Source organism: Terrabacter sp. 01T434 (genome assembly GCF_056398545.1).
In genome coordinates this window covers 62954-82811 of the sequence record NZ_JBFTPP010000005.1, presented here as the reverse complement: position 1 = coordinate 82811, position 19858 = coordinate 62954, and the positions used below count along the sequence as shown (strand labels likewise).

Here is a 19858-nt window from a genome sequence, read left to right as displayed (position 1 = left end):
TCAGTGCGCTCGGTCCTCGCCCGCGCGGTCGAGGGCGTCGGACAGCTCGTCGACCTCGAGCGTCGCGGTGTCGACGCGCCGGTTGCGGTAGGCCGCTCGACCGACGAGGTGCGCCGACACGGGCGAGGTGAAGAACTGGGTCGCGGCGAGCAGGACGAGGGTCGTGACGGCCGCCCACGTGCGCAGCGTCAGGGCGAGGCCGGTGAGGATGAGGATGAGGCCGAGGGTCTGCGGCTTGGTCGCGGCGTGCAGCCGCGACAGCGTGTCGGGGAAGCGGATGAGGCCGACGGCACCCGCCAGGCAGAGGAACGACCCGAGCAGGAGCGACACGGCTCCGGCGACGTCGAGCAGCGAGGTCCACGTCATGACTGCTCCCTCTCGCCCCGCGGCTCGCGCGGCTCGGGCTGCTCGCGGACGACGCCCTCGGGCTCGTCGGAGTCGCGGGACAGGAACCGGGTGACCGCGACGCCGCCGACGAAGCCGACGAGCCCCAGGATCATGAGCAGCGGGAGGTAGGTCGTCGTGCGCTGCCGCGCCGACTCGAGCGCGACGCCGGCGATGACGATGACGAGCAGGATCTCGGCGGCGACGATGCGGTCGAGGTTGCTCGGTCCGATGAAGAGGCGGACGAGGACGAGCGCCGCTGCGACGCCGAGCACGGCGAGCGAGATGCCGAGGACGACGGTCATGGGCGGGCCTCCCCGGTGGGGTCGTCGGTGTCGTTGCCGTCCCGCGCGAGCGGGGCGTTCTCGAGCGCGGCGTTCTCGAGCGCGGCGTTCTCGAGCGCGGCGATCTCAGCGCGCGAGCCGAGGGCCCGCACGACCCGTCGCTCGACCGCGAGGACGTGGGCGCGCTGGGCCTCGATCCGGCCCTCGCGCTCGACGTCGAGCAGGTGCAGGTAGAGCACCGACGTGGAGCGCCGCGCGTCGATGACGACCGAACCCGGCACGAGGGCGACGAGCTCGGCGGTGATCGTGAGGTAGAAGTCGGAGCGTGACCGCAGCTGCACCTCGATGACGGCGTTGCGCGGGCGACGACGGCCGAAGGCCAGTCGCATGACCTGCCACGAGGCGCCGACGAGGTCGACGAGGAAGTGCCCGATGAGGAGCAGCACCCGGTGCGGGCGCAGCCGCCCGGTGAACTCGATGGAGGGCAGCGGGAACGCATACGTCACGAGGAGCCCGACGAGGACGCCGTTGACGACGTTGCCCCACGTGAGGCGGTCCCAGAGCAGCACCCAGGCGAGGGCGACCGCCGCGACGGCCCGCGGCTGGAGCACGCGACGTCGTCGGTGCGGGGCCTCGGGCCCGCGGGCGGCGGTGGACGTCCGGGTGTCGGTCATCGGCGGACCTCCACGGGCAGGACGCTCGTGATGTAGGGGTCGCGGCTCGTGAGGTCGGCGGCGGCGCGCTGGGTGTAGGCGAAGAGCGGGCCGGCGACGACGGTGATGAGCAGCCCGACCAGCGTCATGGCGGCCGTGGCCCCGAGCATCGTGCGGGGGAGGGGCCGGGGGGCCGTGTCGACGAGGACGTCGCCCGCGGGGTCCGTCTCCGGCGCGAGGCCGAGAGCGCCGTCCGCACGGGCCGCGGCCGTCGCGGTGGATCGCGGGGCGTCGGCCCGCGGGCGCCAGAACGCCTGGCTCCACACCTTGGTCAGGGCGTAGAGCGTCAGGAGGCTCGTAGCGATGCCGCCGACGACGAGCAGCCACGCGAGCGGCGTGCCGAGCTCGATGCCCGCGTCGAGCAGACCGATCTTGGCGAGGAAGCCCGACAGCGGCGGGATGCCCGAGAGGTTCATGGCCGAGACGAAGAAGAGCGTCGCGAGCACGGGGGAGGCGACGGCCAGGCCGCCCAGCCGGTCGAGCGACGTCGTGCCGGCCAGTCGCTCGACGAGGCCGGTGATGAGGAAGAGCGCGGTCTGGATCGTGATGTGGTGCGCGACGTAGAAGATGGCGCCGGCCGTGCCCTGCGGCGTGGCGAGGGCGATGCCGAAGATCATGTAGCCGATGTGGCTGACGAGGGTGAACGACAGGATCCTCTTGAGGCCCGACTGCGACACCGCCCCGAGGATGCCGATCACCATCGTCAGCAGGGCCGCCCACATGAGCAGGCCCTGCAGCGGTGAGTCGGGGAAGAGGAGGGTCTGGGTGCGGATGATCGCATAGACGCCGACCTTCGTCAGCAGCCCCGCGAAGACCGCCGTGACCGGGGCCGGGGCCGTCGGGTAGCTGTCGGGCAGCCACGCCGACATCGGGAAGATGGCGGCCTTGATGGCGAATGCCGTGAGCAGCGAGAGCTGGAGCACCAGCGCCACGCCGGGGGCGAGGTCGCCGACACGGATCGCGAGCTGGGCGAGGTTGACGGTGCCTGTGGCGGCATACACGGCGGCGATGCCGACGAGGAAGAGCGCGGAGCTGAGGAGGCTGACGACGACGTAGGTCGTGCCGGCGTGGATGCGCGCCGCGGCCCCGCCGAGTGTGATGAGGACGTAGGAGCTGAAGAGCAGGATCTCGAAGCCGACGAAGAGGTTGAAGAGGTCACCCGCGAGGAACGCGTTGGAGACGCCCGCCGCGAGCACGAGGTAGGTCGGGTGGAAGATCGTCAGCGGCGTCTCGCTCTCGGTCTCGTCGTCGCTGTCGGCCTGGCCCTGGCCGATGGCGAAGACGAGCACGAGGAGGGTGACGATGGCCGAGACGAGCAGCATGAGGGCGCTGAGGCGGTCGGCGACGAGCGAGATGCCGAGGGGCTCCTGCCACGCGCCGAGCCACAGCACCTGCGGGCCGTTCGCGTCGGTCTGCCAGACGAGGACGCCGGCCACGACGACGACCGCGGCGAGCACGGCGATGCTGATGCCGCGCTGCAGGCGCGGCGACCGGCGGAAGGCGAGCGTGAGCGCGGCCCCGAGCAGCGGCAGGAGCACGGGCAGCGGCACGAGGTCGGGCACGGTCAGGTGGGTCGGGGTCACGGGGTCACGGGCTCCCGTCCCCGTCGGCGAGCTCGTCGGACGTCGTCGTCGGGGCGTCGGAGGGGTCGTAGGTCGACGAGGTCTGGTCCTCGAGCGCGAGGCGCTGGATGCGGGCGTCCTCGGCATCGTCGGGGACGTCGTCGGTGCCCGAGATCTGCCAGAGCCGGTAGGACAGGGCGAGCAGGAAGCCGATCGTCGCGAGCGAGATGACGATGGCCGTCAGGACCATGGCCTGGGGCAGCGGGTCGCTGATCGCGGCGGGGTCCTCGCCGACGAACGGCGCGCGTCCGGCGCGTCCGCTGATGACGAGGTAGAGCACGGCGATGCCGTTGCCGATGAGGACCATGCCGAGCAGGACGCGCACGAGGCTGCGGTCGAGGGCGAGCGCGGTGCCCGCAGTGACGAGCCCGACGGTGACGAGCACGAGGGTGATGTTGGGCTCGAGGGTCGACTCGATGAGGGCGGGGGCGAGGGTGGTCACGACGGCACCACCTCCTCCTGGTCGCCGGAGGCGTCGGACTCCTCGGCGTCAGCGGCTTCCTCGGCGATCTGTCGGTCGATGCCGGTGCCGAGGCTGCGGACGATGTCGAGCATCATGCCGACGACGATGAGGTAGACGCCGATGTCGAAGACGAGGGAGGTCACGATGTGCACCTCGCCCCAGGGTGGCAGGGTGAAGTCGACGGTCGTCGTCTCGAGGATCGTGCCGCCGAACGCGAGCGGTGCGACGGCCGAGCCGACCGCGACGAGGAGGCCGACGCCGACGAGCAGCCCGGCGTCGAAGGGCGCTGCCTCGTCGAGCTCGTAGCGGCCGCCCGCGAGGTAGCGCACGACGAGCGCGAGGCCGGCGACGAGGCCGCCCGCGAAACCGCCACCGGGCTGGTTGTGCCCGGCGAAGAGGAGGAAGAGGGAGGCGGCGAGCATGACGTGGAAGACGAGCCGGGTCACGACCTCGAAGATCACCGACCGCTTCTCGGTGCGCATCGTCCGCCCGCCGTGCAGCCACGTGCCGCGGGCGGGGTCGCTCGGCGGCAGGGCCTTGGACGTCGCGCGAGACAGCCGCGTGTTGCGGGTGCGCACGAAGATCAGGCTGGCGATGCCGGTTGCGGCGGCCACGAGCACCGACACCTCGCCGAGGGTGTCCCACGCGCGGATGTCGACGAGCGTGACGTTGACGATGTTCTTCCCGTGGCCGAACGCGTAGGCCTCCGTGGGGAACCCGGCCGACACGGGCTCGGCGCTGCGGCCCCCCGACGCGACGAGCGCGATCGCGCCGACGGACGCACCGACAGCCGCTCCGAGCGCGATGCGCCACGTGCGTGAGGGCGAGTGCGGGTGGCGCGTGAACTTCGTCGGCAGACGGCGCAGCGCGAGGACGAAGACGACGAGCGAGACCGTCTCGACGAGCATCTGGGTGATCGCGAGGTCCGGCGCCCCGTGGAGGATGAAGAGGAGGGAGACGCCGTAGCCGGTGGCGCCGACGAGCATGACCGCGGTGAGCCGACGACGCGTGACGAGCACGAGGACGGCTGCCGCGACGACGACGACCCCGACGACGGCCTGACCGGGGTTGTCCCAGAGCCGGACCTGCGGGAGCGTCCCCTGCGTCACCGCGGCCACGCCGGGCAGGGCGACGAAGACGATGAGGATGCCCGCGAGGTAGATGGGGAGCGAGCCGCGCTGCGTGACGGCGGTCGTCTCGACGGCCCCGCGGTCGACCCATCGCAGGGTGCGCGCGAAGCCGCGCTCGCCGTCGACGAGTGGCGGCACGCCCGACTGGACGCGAGCGACGAGGTCGCGCCCGGCGAAGAGGGCGAGGCCCACGCCGACGGACACGAGCGAGAGCAGCAGCGGCACGGTGACGCCGTGCCACAGCGCGAGCGACTGCGGCTCGGCACCCTGGGGGAACGACACGGCATACGGCAGCAGCCACGGCGACTCGAGAGGGGCGAGCAGGCCGAGCAGCAGGCTGGCCACGCCGAGCAGCACCGGCGCCAGGACGAAGCCGGGGTGGGCGGCCTTGACCGGCGTCGGCGGGATGCCCGGCTTCGTCGCGAAGGCGCCCCAGAGGAAGCGCGCCGTGTAGGCGACCGTGAGCGCCGAGCCGGCGACGACACCCGTGATCGCGAGCCAGCTCCACGGTGCCGGCAGCGGGGCGGAGGTCTGGACGTCCTCCCACAGCGACTCGAGGGCGCTCTCCTTGGACACGAAGCCGGCGAGCGGCACGATGCCGGCCATCGACAGTGCGGCGAGCGTCGCCGGCACCGACACGGGGAGGAGCCTGCGGCCGACCCCGGAGAGCAGACGCAGGTCGCGGGTGCCGGTGCACTTGTCGACGACGCCGACGGTGAGGAAGAGGGTCGACTTGAAGAGCGCGTGGGCGATGACGAGGGCGAGCGCCGACAGGGCAGACGCCTTGGTGCCGAGGCCGGCGATGGCGACGATGAAGCCGAGCTGGCTGACCGTGCCGTAGGCGAGGAGCAGCTTGATGTCGTGCTGCCGCAAGGCCCTCCAGCCGCCCACGAGCATGGTGAAGAGGCCGAGGCCGACGGTCAGCGCGTGCCACGCGGGCGCGCCCGAGAAGGCGGGGGCGAGGAGGGCGACGAGGTAGATGCCGGCCTTGACCATGGCCGCGGCGTGGAGGTAGGCGCTGACCGGGGTCGGCGCGGCCATCGCGCCGGGGAGCCAGAAGTGGAACGGCACGAGCGCCGACTTCGACAGGGCCCCGACGAGGAGCAGGACCACCGCAGCCACCGTCACGGCGTCGAGCGGTGGCGGGTCGGCGAGCAGGGCAGAGATCGAGTACGTGTGGTGGACGCCCAGGGCGATGATGCCGATGAGCATCGCGAGGCCGCCGAAGGTCGTGACGATGAGCGCCTGCATCGCCGCGCGGCGGTTGGTCGAGCTCACCGGGTTGTGGCCGATGAGCAGGTAGGAGAAGACCGTCGTCAGCTCCCAGAAGACGTAGAGCACGAGGAAGTTGTCGGTCAGGACGAGCCCGAGCATCGCGCCGGCGAACGCCGTGAAGACCGACGTGAAGCGCCACAGCGTCGGGTCGCGGTCGGTGAAGTACCAGGTGCAGTAGAGCAGGACGAGGGCCCCGACCCCGGTGACGAGCAGCCCGAGCACCCACGACAGGGTCGTGACGCGGAAGTCGAGGTCGAGGCCGAGTCCGGGGACCCACGAGATCCGTTGTGTCGGAAGGTTGCCCGCACGGACGTCGCCTGACACGGACACGAGCCAGCCGAAGGAGATCGTGGGCGCGAGCGCCAGCACCGGGAAGGCCTTGGTGCGCAGGACCCTGGACAGCCACGGCGCGAGGGCGGCGGCAAGCAGGTGCAGGAGCAACAGTTGCGCCACGGCGGCCCCTCGGTCGTCGGGTGTGTCGAGCTCGGTCCAGTCAGGTCGTGGCACCAATCCTAGGTGCAGTCGAGCACGCCGATGACCGTCGCGGGAGCCCCGGGGCCGGGACCGGGCGCGTCAGAACGTGACGAAGGTGTCCCTCGCGAGGAAGAAACCGTGCCGGCCGGCCGTGTCGATGCAGGTGACGCCGAACTCCTCGCTGAGGCAGGCGGTCGTGCCCGACGGTGCGGTGCGCGCGCCGTAGGCGAGCTTCGGCTCGCTGCCCAGACGGATGGTGTCGGAGTTGCACACTGGCACTGCGCCGCTCGCCCCCAGCTCGATGCGGCCGATGTCCTTCGGTCCTCCTGCCCGGCAGATCGTGGGCAGGGGCGGGGGAATCCGTCCCTGCGCGACCTCGCACGCGGCAGCGCTGGAATCGGTGCTGCGCCGGCACACGATGTTGCCGCTGGGGCTCTGGAAACGGTCGCCGACCCCGGCCGCCGGTTTGGCCGCATCGATGCGGCCCTTGGCCTCGTCGAAGGACTTCGGGGCCCCGCGCTGCGCGCCCGCAGCGAGGTTCGTCGGGATCGTGACGGACGCGGCGCTGGCCGTGGGCACCGGGGTCGGCGTGGACGCCGACGTGCCGGGCGAGCCCGCGGAGGGGGCGTCGACGGTGACCGTGACCGTGCGTCGCGGGGAGGGGATGTCGGTGCTTCCGCACGAGGCAAGAAGGCACGACACGGCGACGGCGGCCAGGACGACGACGGCGCGGCACGGCATACCTGATCCGCGTCGAGGCGATGGGCGAGGCGGTGACATGGCGAAGGATTCTCGCACGGGTGGCTGGGGCCGGGTCACGTCGACCAGTCGGGGGTGACCTACCCTTGAGTCGTGTTCCGGCGCCTGCTCACCCCTCGCTGGGTCGGCGCTCTCGCCGGCCTTGCCGTGGTCGTCGCCGCGTGTGTCCTGCTCGGCCTGTGGCAGCTCGGCGTGGCGCGTGACTCCGGTCGCCAGGACTCCGTGGCCGCCGCCTCGAGCCTCCCGCGCGCCCCGCTCCAGCAGGTGACCGCGCCGCACAGCGACTTCCGGGCCGAGTACTCCAACCGTGCCGTCACCGTCACGGGGACGTATGCCGCCACGCGCACGCTGCTCGTCGTCGACCGTCGGTTGGGTGGCCGGGTCGGGTCGTGGGTCGTGACGCCGCTCGAGACGCAGGGCGGCACCGTGCCGGTGCTGCGCGGGTTCGTCGACGGGACCCCGACCGTCGTGCCCGCGCCGCCGAAGGGCGTCGTCACCGTGACGGGCACGCTCGGCCCGGGGGAGTCGCCCCGCGACGGGGCCCCGCTGCCGCCGCCGCAGGTGCGCTCGGTCGACCTCGCCTCGCTCGTCAACGAGTGGCCGGGCGACCTCTACAACGTCGTCGTGCTGGCCTCGGCCGAGTCCGCCGGTCCCGCCGAGGGCGCGGGGGGCACCCCGTTGGCCGCCGCCGGCCTGACCCGCGTCCCGGCGCCCGGACTCGACGCCCCCCTCAACCTGCGCAACGCGGCCTACGCGGTGCAGTGGTGGGTCTTCGGGATCTTCGCGATCTGGATGTGGTGGAAGATGTTCCGAGCAGACCAGGCGGCGGACGAGCCCGCCGCTGCACCGAGAGAAGGCGCGACGACGTGAGCACGTACCCCCAGACCCTGGCCAAGCCGCAGCAGATCCGGTCGGCCCTGTCGATCTACCGCGTGCTCGCGATCATCGCCGGCATCGCGCTCTTCGTCCTCCTCCTCGAGATGGTCATGAAGTACGTCTTCAAGCAGACCAACGTGCTGACGGAGTACTGGAGCCCGGTGCACGGGATCATCTACATGGGGTATGCCGCGTCCGTCGCCAACCTTGGCCTCAAGGCCGCGTGGGGCCCCGTTCGCATCGTCAAGAACCTCCTGGCCGGCTTCGTCCCCGTCGTCCCGTGGATCGCCGAGCGACGCAACACCGCCGAGACCGAGGCGCTCCTCTCGCGGGCCTATCTGGCGGGCGAGCCCGAGCGGGGCTGAGCCCTCGTCACACGACGGCGCCGGGGATCCCCGGCGTCGACGTGCCGGAGCCCCCCGAGGGCTGGTTCGGCAGGACGAGCCCGGTCTCGTAGGCATGGATGACGAGGTGCACCCGGTCCGGTGCCCGGAGCTTGGCGAGCAGGTGCGCGATGTGAGTCTTGACGCTGCTCGGGGCGACGTGGAGCTCGGCGGCCACCTCGGCGTTGGTGTGCCCAGTGGCCACGAGGCGCAGGACCGCGATCTCGCGCGGCGTCAGCTCGGAGAGCGAGTCCCCGCCGAGCGGCGTCACCGGCAGGTAGCGCGAGTAGCGCTCCAGCAAGCGCTTCGTGACCGCCGGGGCGAGCAGCGCGTCTCCGCCCGCGACGACCCGGACGGCGCGGACCAGCTCCTCCGGCGTCGCGTCCTTGAGCAGAAAGCCGCTCGCACCCGCCCGCAGGGCGGTGACGATGTACTCGTCCAGGTCGAAGGTGGTGACCACGACGACCCGCGTCGGCAGGGCCGGACGCGCGTGGACGATCCGGCGGGTGGCCTCCACCCCGTCGAGCACCGGCATGCGGATGTCGAGGATCGCCACGTCGGGCCGGAGCCGGGTGGCCAGGTCGACCGCCTGCTGGCCGTTCCCTGCCTCGGCGACGACCTCGATGTCGGGCTCGACCCTCAGGCAGTCCGCGAGCGCCCGGCGCATCAGGGGCTGGTCGTCAGCGATCAGCACCCGCAGTGTCACGCGCCACCTCCTCGGCCGGCGCCGGGAGAACGCAGTCGACGACGAAGCCGCCATCGGGCGCCGGTCCGGTGTGCAGGCCACCCCCGAGGAGGTCCACGCGCTGCCGCATGCCCACCAGCCCGTTGCCCGGCGTCCGGGCGGGGCTCCCGCCCCCACCGAGATCCCGGACGTGCAGACGAAGCTGTTCCGGCCCGAAGTCGACCCGGACCGTCACGGGTGAGCCGCTGGCGTGCTTCATCGCGTTGGTCAGGGACTCCTGAACGATGCGATAGGCATTGAGCTCCACGGTGGGAGCGAGCTTGCGCCGGTCACCGGTCACCACGAGCCGGACGTCGGTGCCCGTCGCGGCCACCTTGGCGACAAGGTCCTCCAGCTGGTCCAACCCGGGTCGGGTGACCTGTGCCACGTCGTCGTCGATCGACTGGAGCACCCCGACCAGCCGCCTCATGTCCGTCAGGGCCTCCCTGCCGAGCGACTCGATGGACGCGAGCACCTCGACCGAGCCGCTGTTGCCGAGCTGTTCGCAGCGTCGGGCGGCTCCGGCCCGCGCGACGATGATCCCGACGTCGTTGGCCACCACGTCGTGCAGCTCCCGCGCGATGTGGGCGCGCTCGTGGGCGGCGGCCAGCGCCGCGACGGTCGTCTGCTCCTGGGTCAGGTGCCGGGCCTGCTGCTCGAGCAGGCGGGTCCGGTCCTCGAGCAGCCGGGTGCGGATCCGGCCGAGCCGGTAGCCCCGGCCCAGCGCCCAGGCCGCCAGGACCGCGAGGACCTCGGTCAGGACCTCGTCGTCGACCTCGGTGCCGAACCGGGCGAAGGCGCTCCCCGCCATGCCCAGAAGCACCGGGACCAGGGCGACCGCGGCGCCGGGCAGTGGCCACCGCTGGGCGACGGTGAACGCGGCGACGACCACGGCATACGGCAACGGCGCGGGCGGGTATCCCGTGGCGTTCGCGGCGACCGTGGCGAGCGTGGCGACCGCGAGCACCCACCCGGGGAAAGACCGCCGCCACAACAGGGCCACGCACCCGACGAGGGTCAGGCCTGCGCCCGGCAGGTCGAGACCCATGTAGTGCAGCGTCCCGTTGTCGGCCTCGAGCACGATCTGTCTGGCCCGCTCGACGAAACCGAAGAGCGAGGCCAGGGTCACGACGAGGACGAGAGCGACGTCGGCGGCCGAGACCGGACCTGATGACTGGTCAGTGCCATGGTCACTTCGGAGGATGCCCGTCCCCTCGCGGGTGGAGGCTCGGTCCCCCCTGAGAACCCCTGAGTCCCACGAGCGGATGAGGCGAACTGGGTGCCAGCGGCGGAAGACCAAGACTCTCACCCCTTAATAGCCTCGATGTACACCGTACGGCGGACTCCGAGCGAAGGGTGGCGGAATGTTGTTCTCCGGCCCGTCCCGACATGCGCCCTCGAGGCGTCCGATCCACTTCGTTGCGACAGGGAGCCGGCCATGAGCTCGGGGGCCCTCGTCGGCGCGAGCCCCCGGTTCGGCCGGCTGGTGCTCGCCATCGCCGCCGGTGTCCTGGTGCTCGGGGCCTCCGCGCTGGGCTCGGCCAAGATCGACTTCCTTCCTGAGTTCATGCCCCCGTCGGTGCAGGTGCAGACCGAGGCCCTCGGCCTGTCCGCCGCTGAGGTGGAGCAGCTGGTCACCGTCCCCCTCGAGCAGGACCTGCTCAACGGGGTGCCGTGGCTCGACCGGATCCACTCGCGTTCGCAGCCGGGGCTGTCGGCCATCGACGTCGTCTTCGAGCCGGGGACCGACCTCTTCGCAGCCCGGCAGATGGTGCAGGAACGACTGACGCAGGCGCATGCCCTGCCCAACGTCGGGAGCTCGCCGGTCATGGTCGAGCCGCTCGCCTCGGCGAGTCGGGTCGCGATGATCGGTCTGCACTCCAAGACCGTGCCGCTCATCGACATGTCGGTCCTGGCCCGGTGGAAGATCCGTCCTCGGCTCATGGGCATCCCCGGCGTCGCCAACGTGTCGATCTACGGACAACGCGACCGGCAGCTGCAGGTGCAGGTGGACCCGGCGACCCTGCACGCCAAAGGGGTCGACCTCACCCAGGTCATCGAGACGGCCGGCAACGCGCTCTGGGTCTCGCCCCTGACCTTCGTGGAGGCCTCGACGCCGGGCACCGGAGGCTTCGTCGAGGGACCGAACCAGCGTCTCGCCGTCCAGCACGTGCTCCCGATCACCACGGCCCAGAACCTGGCCCAGGTCTCCGTCGAGGGCACCGACTCCCCGATGAAGCTCGGCGACGTCGCCCAGGTGATCGAGGACCACCAGCCGCTCATCGGTGACGCGGTCACGGCCGAACCGGCACTCTTCCTCGTGATCCAGAAGTTCCCCGAGGCGGACACCCTGACCGTGACGAAGGCAGTCGAGGCGGCGCTCGCAGGGCTGCGCCCGGGGCTGGGCGGCATCGACGTCGACACGTCGGTCTACCGGCCCGCCAGCTTCATCGAGAGCGCCGTCCACACGATCGGCATCGCCGGAGCTGCCGGCCTCGTGGCGCTGACGCTCGGTGCGCTTCTCCTCTTCTGGTCGTTCCGGGCGGCACTCGTCATCGCCGGCTCGGTGCTCGTCTCGGTGACCGCGACCCTCTACGTCCTCTTCCTGCGCGGTACGACCCTGACGAGCATGACGCTCGCCGGCCTGCTCGTCGCGGTGGTGCTCATCGTCAACGAGGCGGCGAGTGACGTCGAGTCCGTCCGGGCGCGGTCGTGGGCCGAGAGGTCAGAGCGCTCCGGGAGAGCCGAGGGGCCTGAAGGTGCCGTGGGTGCCGAGGGGACCGAGGGGACCGTGGGGACCCAGGGGCCCGAGGGGACCGAGGGGACCGGGGCCGGACGCCGATCGGCGCAAGAGGTCGTGTCGGAGGCGCTGGGCGCAACCCGGCGGACGGCATTCGTCGGGCTGCTGGCGTGCGCGCTGGCCATGGTCCCGCTGCTCGCCCTCGGTTCGTTGGCCACGGCCTTCACGCGGCCACTCGTGGTGACCTACGTCCTGGCCCTGGCTGCGGCACTGGTCGTCGGGCTCACCGTGACCCCGGCTCTCATGCTCCTGTTCGTGCGCGACCACGCCTCGGCGCGCCGTGAGACCAAGCCCGTGAGGGCGGTCGCCCGGGCGCTCTCGGGGGCCGTCTCCCGTTTCGCGACGAGACGGGGGCTCGTGTGGTCGCTCGTCGCGGTGCTCGCCGTGGTCGGGGTGGGAGCGTCCGCCGCGGCCGTGACGCTCGGCAGCCGTGCGCTGGTGCCGACGGCACGCGACCTCGCCCTCCTGCTGCGCGTCGACATGCCCGTGGGGACCTCCCTGACCGAGATGACCCGGGTGTCCGGGCGGATGTCGTCCGAGCTCCGGGCCCTGCCCGGGGTGGCGTCCGTCGGTGGGCACGCCGGCCGGGCCGTGACCTCCGACCAGCTCGGAGACGTCAACAGCGGCGAGCTCTGGCTGACCCTGGACGGTTCGGCGGACTACCGGTCGGTGAGCGACTCCATCGATCGGGTCGCGCAGCGCTACCCGGGCGTGCGCACCGCCCTCATGACCTACACGTCGGACCGGCTGAGCGTGGCCACGGCCCCCGGAGACCACGACATCGTGGTGCGGCTGTTCGGCCAGGACCTCGCCGCCATGCAGGCGACGGCGGCCAAGGTCGCCGGGGCCATGTCCACCGTGCAGGGCCTGCAGGGCGCCCACGTGCTGGCCATCCCGCGCCAGCCGACCGTCCACGTCGAGGTCGACCTCGCGGCCGCCGACAAGGCCGGCCTGCGACCGGGCGACGTGCGTCGCGAGGCCACGACACTGGCGAGCGGACTCGTCGTGGGGAACCTCTACGAGCAGGCCAAGGTCTTCGACGTCGTCGTCCTCGGCACCCCCACGATCCGGGCGAATCTCTCGGGTCTCGACGACGTGAAGATCGACACGCCCAGCGGGTCGCAGGTGCGGCTCGGTGACGTCGCCAAGGTCACGGTCGGACCCGAGCCCGCCTCGATCGTCCACGACCAGGCAATGCGCAGTGTCGACGTCGTCGCCGATCTGACCGGAGGCGGGGCCGCCGACGTCGTCGCCGACGTCACCACGGCCGTGGGCCACGTACCGATGCCGAGCGAGACCCACCTGCAGGTGCTGAGCGACGCCGCCGACCGCGCCTCGGACGCGAGGCGGGTCGCCATCGTGTCGCTCGGGGTCCTCCTCGCGCTCCTGCTGGTGGTTCAGGCCACCACCGGAAGCTGGCGCGCCGCCCTCGCGGTGGTGCTCCTCGCTCCCCTGGGCGGTGTCGGGGCGGTGCTCGTCGCCCCGGCGGTCGGCGGCCTCGGGACGCCGGGCCCGCTGCTCGGCCTGTTCGCAGCCATCGCCCTCACCCTGGTGGGCGGCCTCGTGTCCGCTCGTGGCGTCGGTGCACGGGTCCCCGTGCTGGCATCGGCCGGCGCAGGGCCGGTGCCGCGGGCGGGCTCGGTGGCCGCCATGGCCACGGAACGCATCGTTCCCGTGCTCCGCGCAGCTGTCCTCGTGGCGCTCGCGGTGGCGCCGGCCGCCTTCCTCGGGGACCGCGCCGGCTCGGAGATCCTGCAGCCCTTCGCCGTCTCGCTCCTCGCGGGTCTGGTGTCGAGCTCCTTCGTCGTGCTGTGCCTGGTCCCTGCCCTGTGTGGCGTCCCGAAGGGAGCCCAATCATGACCCGAACGCTGGCCCACGCCAAGCAAGCCGGACTCATCGGCCTCTGCCTGCTCGTCCTCCCCGGAGTCGCGGCCTGCGAGGCCTCTGCAGCCGCACCCGAGTCGCACCCGCCTGCCGTCGTCGAGGCGATCCCGGGGTCGGACGTCAAGATGGTCACGCTCACCGACGAGGCGGCGGCCGCCGCTGGCATCGCGACCGCGCCGGTCACCCGGGCTCCCGCTCCGGGCCAGCTGACGATGCCCTACGCGGCGGTGATCTACTACCTCGACGGCACGACCTGGGCGTATCGCGTCGAGTCGAAGAACGTCTTCCGACGGGTGCCGATCCGGGTGCTGTCCATCTCGGGTCAGGTCGCCACGCTGACCGCCGGCCCCGCAGTGGGCTCGCAGGTCGTCGTCGTCGGCGCCCCTGAGGTGCTCGGCTCCGAGCTCGAGATCAGCGGCGAACAATGACCGGGCGGCGCGGCCTCATCCGGTGGATCGTGCAGTCCAGCCTGAACCTGCGCTTCATCGTCGTCGCCGCGTCCGTCGTGCTGATGGTCCTCGGCTTCACCTCGCTCTCCCAGATGCGGGTCGACGTCTTCCCCGAGTTCGCGCCACCGCGCGTGGTCATCCAGACCGCCTGCGTGGGGCTGTCGACCTCCGACGTGGAGGAGCTCGTGACCGTGCCCCTCGAGCAAGGGCTGAACGGTCTGCAGGGACTCGACGACATGCGCTCCAAGTCCGTCCCTCAGCTGTCGTCGATCGAGCTGCTCTTCTCGCCCGACACCGACCTGCTGCGGGCGAGGCAGCTCGTCCAGGAACGTCTCGCCATCGTGTCGCCGACCCTGCCCACCTGGGCGGCGCCACCGGTCATGCTCGCGCCCGTGTCGGCCACCGGGCGCGCCATGCAGATCGGCATGACCTCGAAGAAGAACTCACTCATCGAGATGTCACTGACGGCGTACTGGAACATCCGGACCCGCCTGCTCCAGGTGCCGGGAGTCGCCAACGTCGCCATCTGGAACGAGCGCCTCCAGCTGATGAACGTGCAGGTCGAGCCGGCCCGGATGGCCGGCAAGGGGGTCACCCTCGACCAGGTCATGGAGACCACCGCGGACGCGGTCGACTCCGGACTGCTGAGGTTCTCGACCGGCAGCGTCATCGGTACGGGCGGGACGATCGAGTCGGCGAACCAGCGGTTGCCCGTCAGGAACGTGCTGCCCATCGTCACGCCGGCCGACCTCGCCAAGGTGCCGGTCAAGGGAGCCGACAAGCCCGCCGGTGGCGGTCGTCCGCCCACGCTGGGCGACGTGGCGGTCGTAGCGCAGACCCACCAGCCCCTCATCGGGGACGCGGTCGTCAACTCGGAGCCGGGGATCCTCCTCGTCGTCGAGAAGCTGCCGTGGGCGAACACGCTCGAGCTGACCTCCGGGGTGGAGGCGGCCATCGCGGAGCTGCAGCCCGGCCTGCCCGACGTCAAGTTCGACACCCACGTCTTCCAGCAGGCCGACTTCGTCAAGCTCGCCATCTCGAACCTCTCCCAGTCGCTGCTCCTGGGGTTCCTGCTCGTCGTCGCCATCCTCATGCTGTTCCTCTTCGAGTGGCGCGTGGCGCTGATCAGCCTGCTCACCATCCCGCTGTCGCTCGTGGCCACCCTGCTGGTGCTCCATCTGGCGGGAGCGACGATCAACACGATGACCCTGGCCGGGCTCGTCATCGCCCTGGGCGCCGTGGTCGACGACGCGATCATCGACGCGGAGAACATCGTCCGTCGGCTGCGTGAACGCCGCTTGTCGGGCAGCTCCGAGTCGACGGCCTCGGTGATCCTGCACGCGTCGCTCGAGGTGCGCAGTCCGATCGTCTACGCCACCCTGATCATCGTCGCGGCCGCGATCCCCGTCTTCCTGCTCCAGGGACTCACCGGCGCGTTCTTCCGGCCCCTGGCCGTGTCGTACACCCTGGCGATCGTGGCCTCGATGGTGGTGGCCCTCACGCTGACGCCCGCGTTGTGCCTCATCCTGCTGCGCTCGGCACCGATCGAGCGACGCACGTCCCCGGTGGTCCGCTGGCTCCAGCGCGGCTACGTCGCCGCGCTGGGACGCATCGCGATCCGGCCACGAGGGGTGTATGCCGCAGCCGCCGTGGTCACCGTCCTCGGGGCCTTCGTGGGGGCTGGTCTCGGCCAGAGCCTGTTCCCGGCCTTCCAGGAGCGCGACTTCCTCATGCACTGGGTGGGGGTGCCGGGAAACTCCGACGCGGAGACGGCTCGCACGACGACCGCTGTCAGCAAGCAGATCCGCGCGGTTCCGGGAGTGCGCAGCTTCGGGGCACACATCGGGCAGGCGCTGCTCGGTGAAGAGGTCTACGGGGTGAACTTCGGCGAGAACTGGATCAGCCTCGACCCCTCCGCCGACTACACCAAGGCCCGAGACGAGATCGACGCCATCGCCGCCACCTACCCGGGCCTGTTCGCCGAGGTCCAGACCTACCTCGACGAGCGCGTCGAGGAGGTGCTCACCGGCGGCAAGGAGCCGATCATCGTCCGCGTGTACGGCGAGGACCTCAAGGTGCTGCGCTCGAAGTCCGCAGAGATCCTCAAGCTGCTCGCGTCGATCCCCGGGGTCAAGGGCGCGCACACCGACATCTCCCAAGACGTCCCCCAGATCCAGGTGCGGGTCAAGCTGGACGCGGCCGAGAAGGTCGGTCTCAAGCCCGGCGACGTGAGACGCGCCGCCGCGACCCTGGTGGCCGGCGAGGAGGTCGGCGACATCTTCCGTGCCGGCCGCGCCTACGACGTCGTGGTGTGGAGCACTCCGGAGACTCGCTCGAACGTGACCGCCCTGGAGCAGCTCCCCATCGACACGCCCTCCGGTGCCCGGGTGAAGCTCAAGGACGTGGCCACCGTGACGGTGGAACCCAACCCCAACGCCATCGAGCGCCAGGGCGACTCACGCCGTCTCGACGTCGGTGCCGGCGTCGAGGGTCGTGACCTCGGCTCGGTCGTCACCGAGCTCAATGCCAAGCTCGCGGGTGTCAGCTTCCCCCGCGGTTACCACGCCGAGGTCCTCGGGGAGTACCAGGAGCGCCAGACCGCCCAGAGCCGGCTGCTCACCTCGGCCGTCGTGGCCGGGCTCCTCATCCTCCTGCTCCTCCAGACGTCGTTCCGGAGCTGGCGGCTCGCCGTGCTCGTGTTCCTGACGCTGCCCATGGCGCTCGTCGGCGGCGTCCTGGCGGCCTGGCTCGCCGGCGGGATCCTGTCGCTCGGGTCGCTCGTGGGCTTCTTCACCGTCTTCGGGATCGCCGCCCGCAACGGGATCCTGCTCATCAACCACTACCAGCACCTCGAGCAGGAGGAGGGGATGGAGTTCGGGCTCCCGCTGGTCATCCGGGGTGCCAAGGAGCGCCTCGCCCCGATCCTCATGACCACGCTCGCCACCGGTCTGGCCCTCGTGCCACTCGTCGTCCTCGGGTCCCGCCCGGGCCATGAGATCGAGCACCCGCTGGCTGTCGTCATCCTCGGTGGCCTCGTCACCTCCACCCTCCTCAGCCTCTTCGTCGTCCCCTCGATCTACCTGCGTTTCCACCGCCCGCTCGACAAGCCGGCGACCGTGACCGGCACCGAAGGAGAAGCACATGCGACCTGACCTGCGCCGTGTCGTCACGGCACCCGCTCTGCTCGCCACCGCCGCGGTGCTGGCGATGACGGTGTTCCTCGCGCCCGGGGCGGCGGCGGTGCCGAGCCCCGCCACCCCGGCGTTCACCCACCCGCTCGACACCGACTCGAGGTACTTCCCACTCGTCCCCGGGATGCGCTTCTCCTACCAGGGCACCGTCACGGACGCCGACGGCAGCCACCTCCACGAGATCGTGTTCATCGTCACCGACCTCGTCAAGAAGGTGCACGGAGTCAACGCCCGCGTCATCCTCGACCGGGACTACAACGACGGCGTCCTCAGCGAGGCGGAGCTCGCCTTCTTCTCCCAGGACGACGCGGGCAACGTGTGGACCCGCGGGGAGTACCCCGAGGAGTACGACAACGGCACGTTCCAGGGCGCACCCAGCACGTGGATCGACGGGGTGCGGGGTGCCCACGCCGGGATCCTCGTGCCGGGCCGGCCAATGCTCGGGACGCCGCCGTTCGTCCAGGGACGGGCGCCGGCCATCGGCTTCTACGACGTCGGGCAGGTCGTGGGCAAGGACCTGCGCACCTGCGTCCCGACCGGGTGCTACTCCGACGTCGTCAAGATCAAGGAGTGGGCTCCGGACGCGCCGGAGGACGGCTACCAGCTCAAGTACTACGCACCGAACGTCGGGCTGGTGCGCATCGCAGCCCAGGGTGGCGACGCCCAGGAGGTCATGGTGCTGAAGTCCCTCCGGAAGCTCGGTCCCGCGGAGATGCGTGCTGCGCGCGCGGACGCGCTCCGGCTCGACCAGCGGGCCTACCACGTCTCCAAGGACTACGGGGCGACCGGCCGGGCGCACCTGCCCGAGTGACCGCTGCGGGCCCGCAGCGGGTCAGCCGTTAGGCTGGCGCCCGTGAGCGACGCGCACCCGACCGACCTGCAGAGCCACCCCGTCCTCGTCGTCGACTTCGGCGCCCAGTACGCCCAGCTCATCGCCCGACGGGTGCGTGAGGCACAGGTCTACAGCGAGGTCGTGCCCCACTCGATGACCGCGGCCGACATCCTCGCCAAGGAGCCGGCCGCGATCATCCTGTCCGGCGGTCCCAGCTCCGTCTACGAGGACGGTGCCCCGCGCCTCGACCCGGCGCTGCTCGAGGCCGGGGTCCCCGTCTTCGGCATGTGCTACGGCTTCCAGTCGATGGCCCAGGCGCTCGGTGGCACGGTCGCCCGCACCGGCGCTCGCGAGTACGGCAAGACCGATGCTGCGATCAGCGACGTCGAGTCGACGCTCTTCGCCGGGCAGCCGCCGAGCCAGACGGTGTGGATGTCGCACGGTGACTCGGTCAGCGCGGCTCCCGAGGGCTTCGCCGTCACCGCGACGACCGCCGGCACGCCCGTCGCGGCCTTCGAGGACGACGACCGCCGCCTCTACGGCGTGCAGTGGCACCCCGAGGTGCTCCACTCGGAGCAGGGCCAGCGCGTCCTCGAGAACTTCCTCTGGAAGGGCGCGGGCATCGCGCCGGAGTGGACGCCGGGACACGTCGTCGACGAGCTCGTCGCCACGATCCGCGAGCAGGTCGGCGAGGACCGCGTCCTCTGCGCGCTCTCCGGCGGTGTCGACTCCTCCGTCGCGGCAGCGTTGGTGCAGAAGGCGATCGGGGACCAGCTGACGTGCGTGTTCGTCGACCACGGTCTGCTCCGTGAGGGCGAGGCCGAGCAGGTCGAGCAGGACTTCGTCGAGGCGACCGGTGTCGACCTCGTGATCGTCGACGCCCGCGAGCGCTTCCTCGAGGCGCTCGCCGGCGTCACGGACCCCGAGACCAAGCGGAAGATCATCGGCGAGCAGTTCATCCGAGTGTTCGAGCAGGCGGCGCGCGATGTCGTCCACGACCGCGGCGACGAGGAGCACCCCGTCAAGTGGCTCGTCCAGGGCACGCTCTACCCCGACGTCGTCGAGTCCGGCGGCGGCGAGGGCGCCGCCAACATCAAGAGCCACCACAACGTCGGCGGCCTGCCTGACGACCTCCAGTTCGCGCTCATCGAGCCGCTCCGCACGCTCTTCAAGGACGAGGTGCGCCAGGTCGGGCTCCAGCTGGGCGTGCCCGAGGTCATCGTGTGGCGCCAGCCGTTCCCCGGGCCCGGCCTCGGCATCCGCATCATCGGCGCCGTCGACGCGGAGCGACTCGCGATCCTGCGGCGCGCCGACGCCATCGCCCGCGAGGAGCTGACGAAGGCAGGCCTCGACCGCGACATCTGGCAGTGCCCCGTCGTGCTGCTGGCCGATGTCCGTTCGGTCGGCGTCCAGGGCGACGGGCGCACCTACGGCCATCCCGTCGTGCTGCGCCCCGTTGCCTCGGAGGACGCGATGACGGCCGACTGGGCCCGCGTGCCCTACGACGTGCTCGCGACGATCTCGACCCGCATCACCAACGAGGTCGAAGAGGTCAACCGCGTCGTTCTGGACGTGACGAGCAAGCCGCCGGGCACCATCGAGTGGGAGTGACGCA

At 71.6% G+C, this 19858-nt stretch carries 16 protein-coding genes; 7 read left to right on the top strand and 9 right to left on the bottom strand.

What is annotated here, in order from left to right; translation table 11 throughout:
- From mnhG to AC1DIW_RS11640, 7 genes are all read right to left on the bottom strand, one after another.
- Positions 1–366, bottom strand: coding sequence for a monovalent cation/H(+) antiporter subunit G (gene mnhG, locus AC1DIW_RS11670; RefSeq protein WP_442277806.1), 366 nt, complete (start codon positions 364–366; stop codon positions 1–3).
- Positions 363–689, bottom strand: coding sequence for an MrpF/PhaF family protein (locus AC1DIW_RS11665; protein WP_478108324.1), 327 nt, complete (start codon positions 687–689; stop codon positions 363–365). Before AC1DIW_RS11665 ends, mnhG begins: the two co-directional genes overlap by 4 nt.
- On the bottom strand, positions 686–1342 hold the full coding sequence (locus tag AC1DIW_RS11660) for a Na+/H+ antiporter subunit E (RefSeq protein ID WP_478108322.1): 657 nt from the start codon (positions 1340–1342) through the stop codon (positions 686–688). The genes AC1DIW_RS11665 and AC1DIW_RS11660 overlap by 4 nt, the downstream gene beginning before the upstream one ends.
- On the bottom strand, positions 1339–2964 hold the full coding sequence (locus AC1DIW_RS11655) for a Na+/H+ antiporter subunit D (RefSeq protein ID WP_478108320.1): 1626 nt from the start codon (positions 2962–2964) through the stop codon (positions 1339–1341). The genes AC1DIW_RS11660 and AC1DIW_RS11655 overlap by 4 nt, the downstream gene beginning before the upstream one ends.
- 4 nt (positions 2965–2968) lie before the next feature.
- Positions 2969–3445, bottom strand: coding sequence for an NADH-quinone oxidoreductase subunit K (locus AC1DIW_RS11650; RefSeq protein ID WP_442277810.1), 477 nt, complete (start codon positions 3443–3445; stop codon positions 2969–2971).
- Entirely contained in the window at positions 3442–6378 is a 2937-nt protein-coding gene (locus AC1DIW_RS11645; protein ID WP_478108318.1) for a Na+/H+ antiporter subunit A, read from the bottom strand. The genes AC1DIW_RS11650 and AC1DIW_RS11645 overlap by 4 nt, the downstream gene beginning before the upstream one ends.
- Positions 6379–6444: 66 nt before the next feature.
- Complete coding sequence (locus AC1DIW_RS11640; RefSeq protein WP_478108316.1) at positions 6445–7086, bottom strand: hypothetical protein; 642 nt, start codon at positions 7084–7086, stop codon at positions 6445–6447.
- A gap of 111 nt (positions 7087–7197) precedes the next feature.
- Between AC1DIW_RS11640 and AC1DIW_RS11635 the strand changes: the two genes are divergently transcribed.
- Entirely contained in the window at positions 7198–7974 is a 777-nt protein-coding gene (locus tag AC1DIW_RS11635) for an SURF1 family protein (RefSeq protein ID WP_478108314.1), read from the top strand.
- The gene (locus AC1DIW_RS11630) at positions 7971–8345 is read left to right on the top strand and encodes a DUF3817 domain-containing protein (protein WP_442277814.1); all 375 of its coding nucleotides are present in this window, start codon (positions 7971–7973) and stop codon (positions 8343–8345) included. The genes AC1DIW_RS11635 and AC1DIW_RS11630 overlap by 4 nt, the downstream gene beginning before the upstream one ends.
- 7 nt (positions 8346–8352) lie before the next feature.
- On the opposite strand, the gene AC1DIW_RS11625 is transcribed toward AC1DIW_RS11630, so the two are convergent.
- Together AC1DIW_RS11625 and AC1DIW_RS11620 are read right to left on the bottom strand one after the other, a co-directional pair.
- On the bottom strand, positions 8353–9069 hold the full coding sequence (locus tag AC1DIW_RS11625; protein ID WP_442277815.1) for a response regulator: 717 nt from the start codon (positions 9067–9069) through the stop codon (positions 8353–8355).
- Positions 9044–10216, bottom strand: coding sequence for a sensor histidine kinase (locus AC1DIW_RS11620; RefSeq protein WP_478108312.1), 1173 nt, complete (start codon positions 10214–10216; stop codon positions 9044–9046). Before AC1DIW_RS11620 ends, AC1DIW_RS11625 begins: the two co-directional genes overlap by 26 nt.
- 309 nt (positions 10217–10525) lie before the next feature.
- On the opposite strand from AC1DIW_RS11620, the gene AC1DIW_RS11615 reads away from it, so the two are divergent.
- The 5 genes from AC1DIW_RS11615 to guaA are packed head-to-tail and all read left to right on the top strand — an operon-like array spanning position 10526 to position 19854.
- Positions 10526–13747: an efflux RND transporter permease subunit gene (locus tag AC1DIW_RS11615; RefSeq protein ID WP_478108310.1), complete on the top strand. Its 3222-nt coding sequence runs from the start codon at positions 10526–10528 to the stop codon at positions 13745–13747.
- A complete protein-coding gene (locus tag AC1DIW_RS11610) occupies positions 13744–14199 on the top strand; it encodes a hypothetical protein (protein WP_478108309.1) in 456 nt (151 codons plus the stop codon). The genes AC1DIW_RS11615 and AC1DIW_RS11610 overlap by 4 nt, the downstream gene beginning before the upstream one ends.
- Positions 14196–17372 (top strand): efflux RND transporter permease subunit, encoded by a 3177-nt coding sequence (locus AC1DIW_RS11605; protein ID WP_478108307.1) that lies wholly within the window; start codon positions 14196–14198, stop codon positions 17370–17372. The genes AC1DIW_RS11610 and AC1DIW_RS11605 overlap by 4 nt, the downstream gene beginning before the upstream one ends.
- Entirely contained in the window at positions 17362–18222 is an 861-nt protein-coding gene (locus AC1DIW_RS11600) for a hypothetical protein (RefSeq protein WP_442277820.1), read from the top strand. Before AC1DIW_RS11605 ends, AC1DIW_RS11600 begins: the two co-directional genes overlap by 11 nt.
- A gap of 42 nt (positions 18223–18264) precedes the next feature.
- Entirely contained in the window at positions 18265–19854 is a 1590-nt protein-coding gene (guaA, locus tag AC1DIW_RS11595) for a glutamine-hydrolyzing GMP synthase (RefSeq protein WP_442277821.1), read from the top strand.
- Positions 19855–19858: the final 4 nt, after the last annotated feature.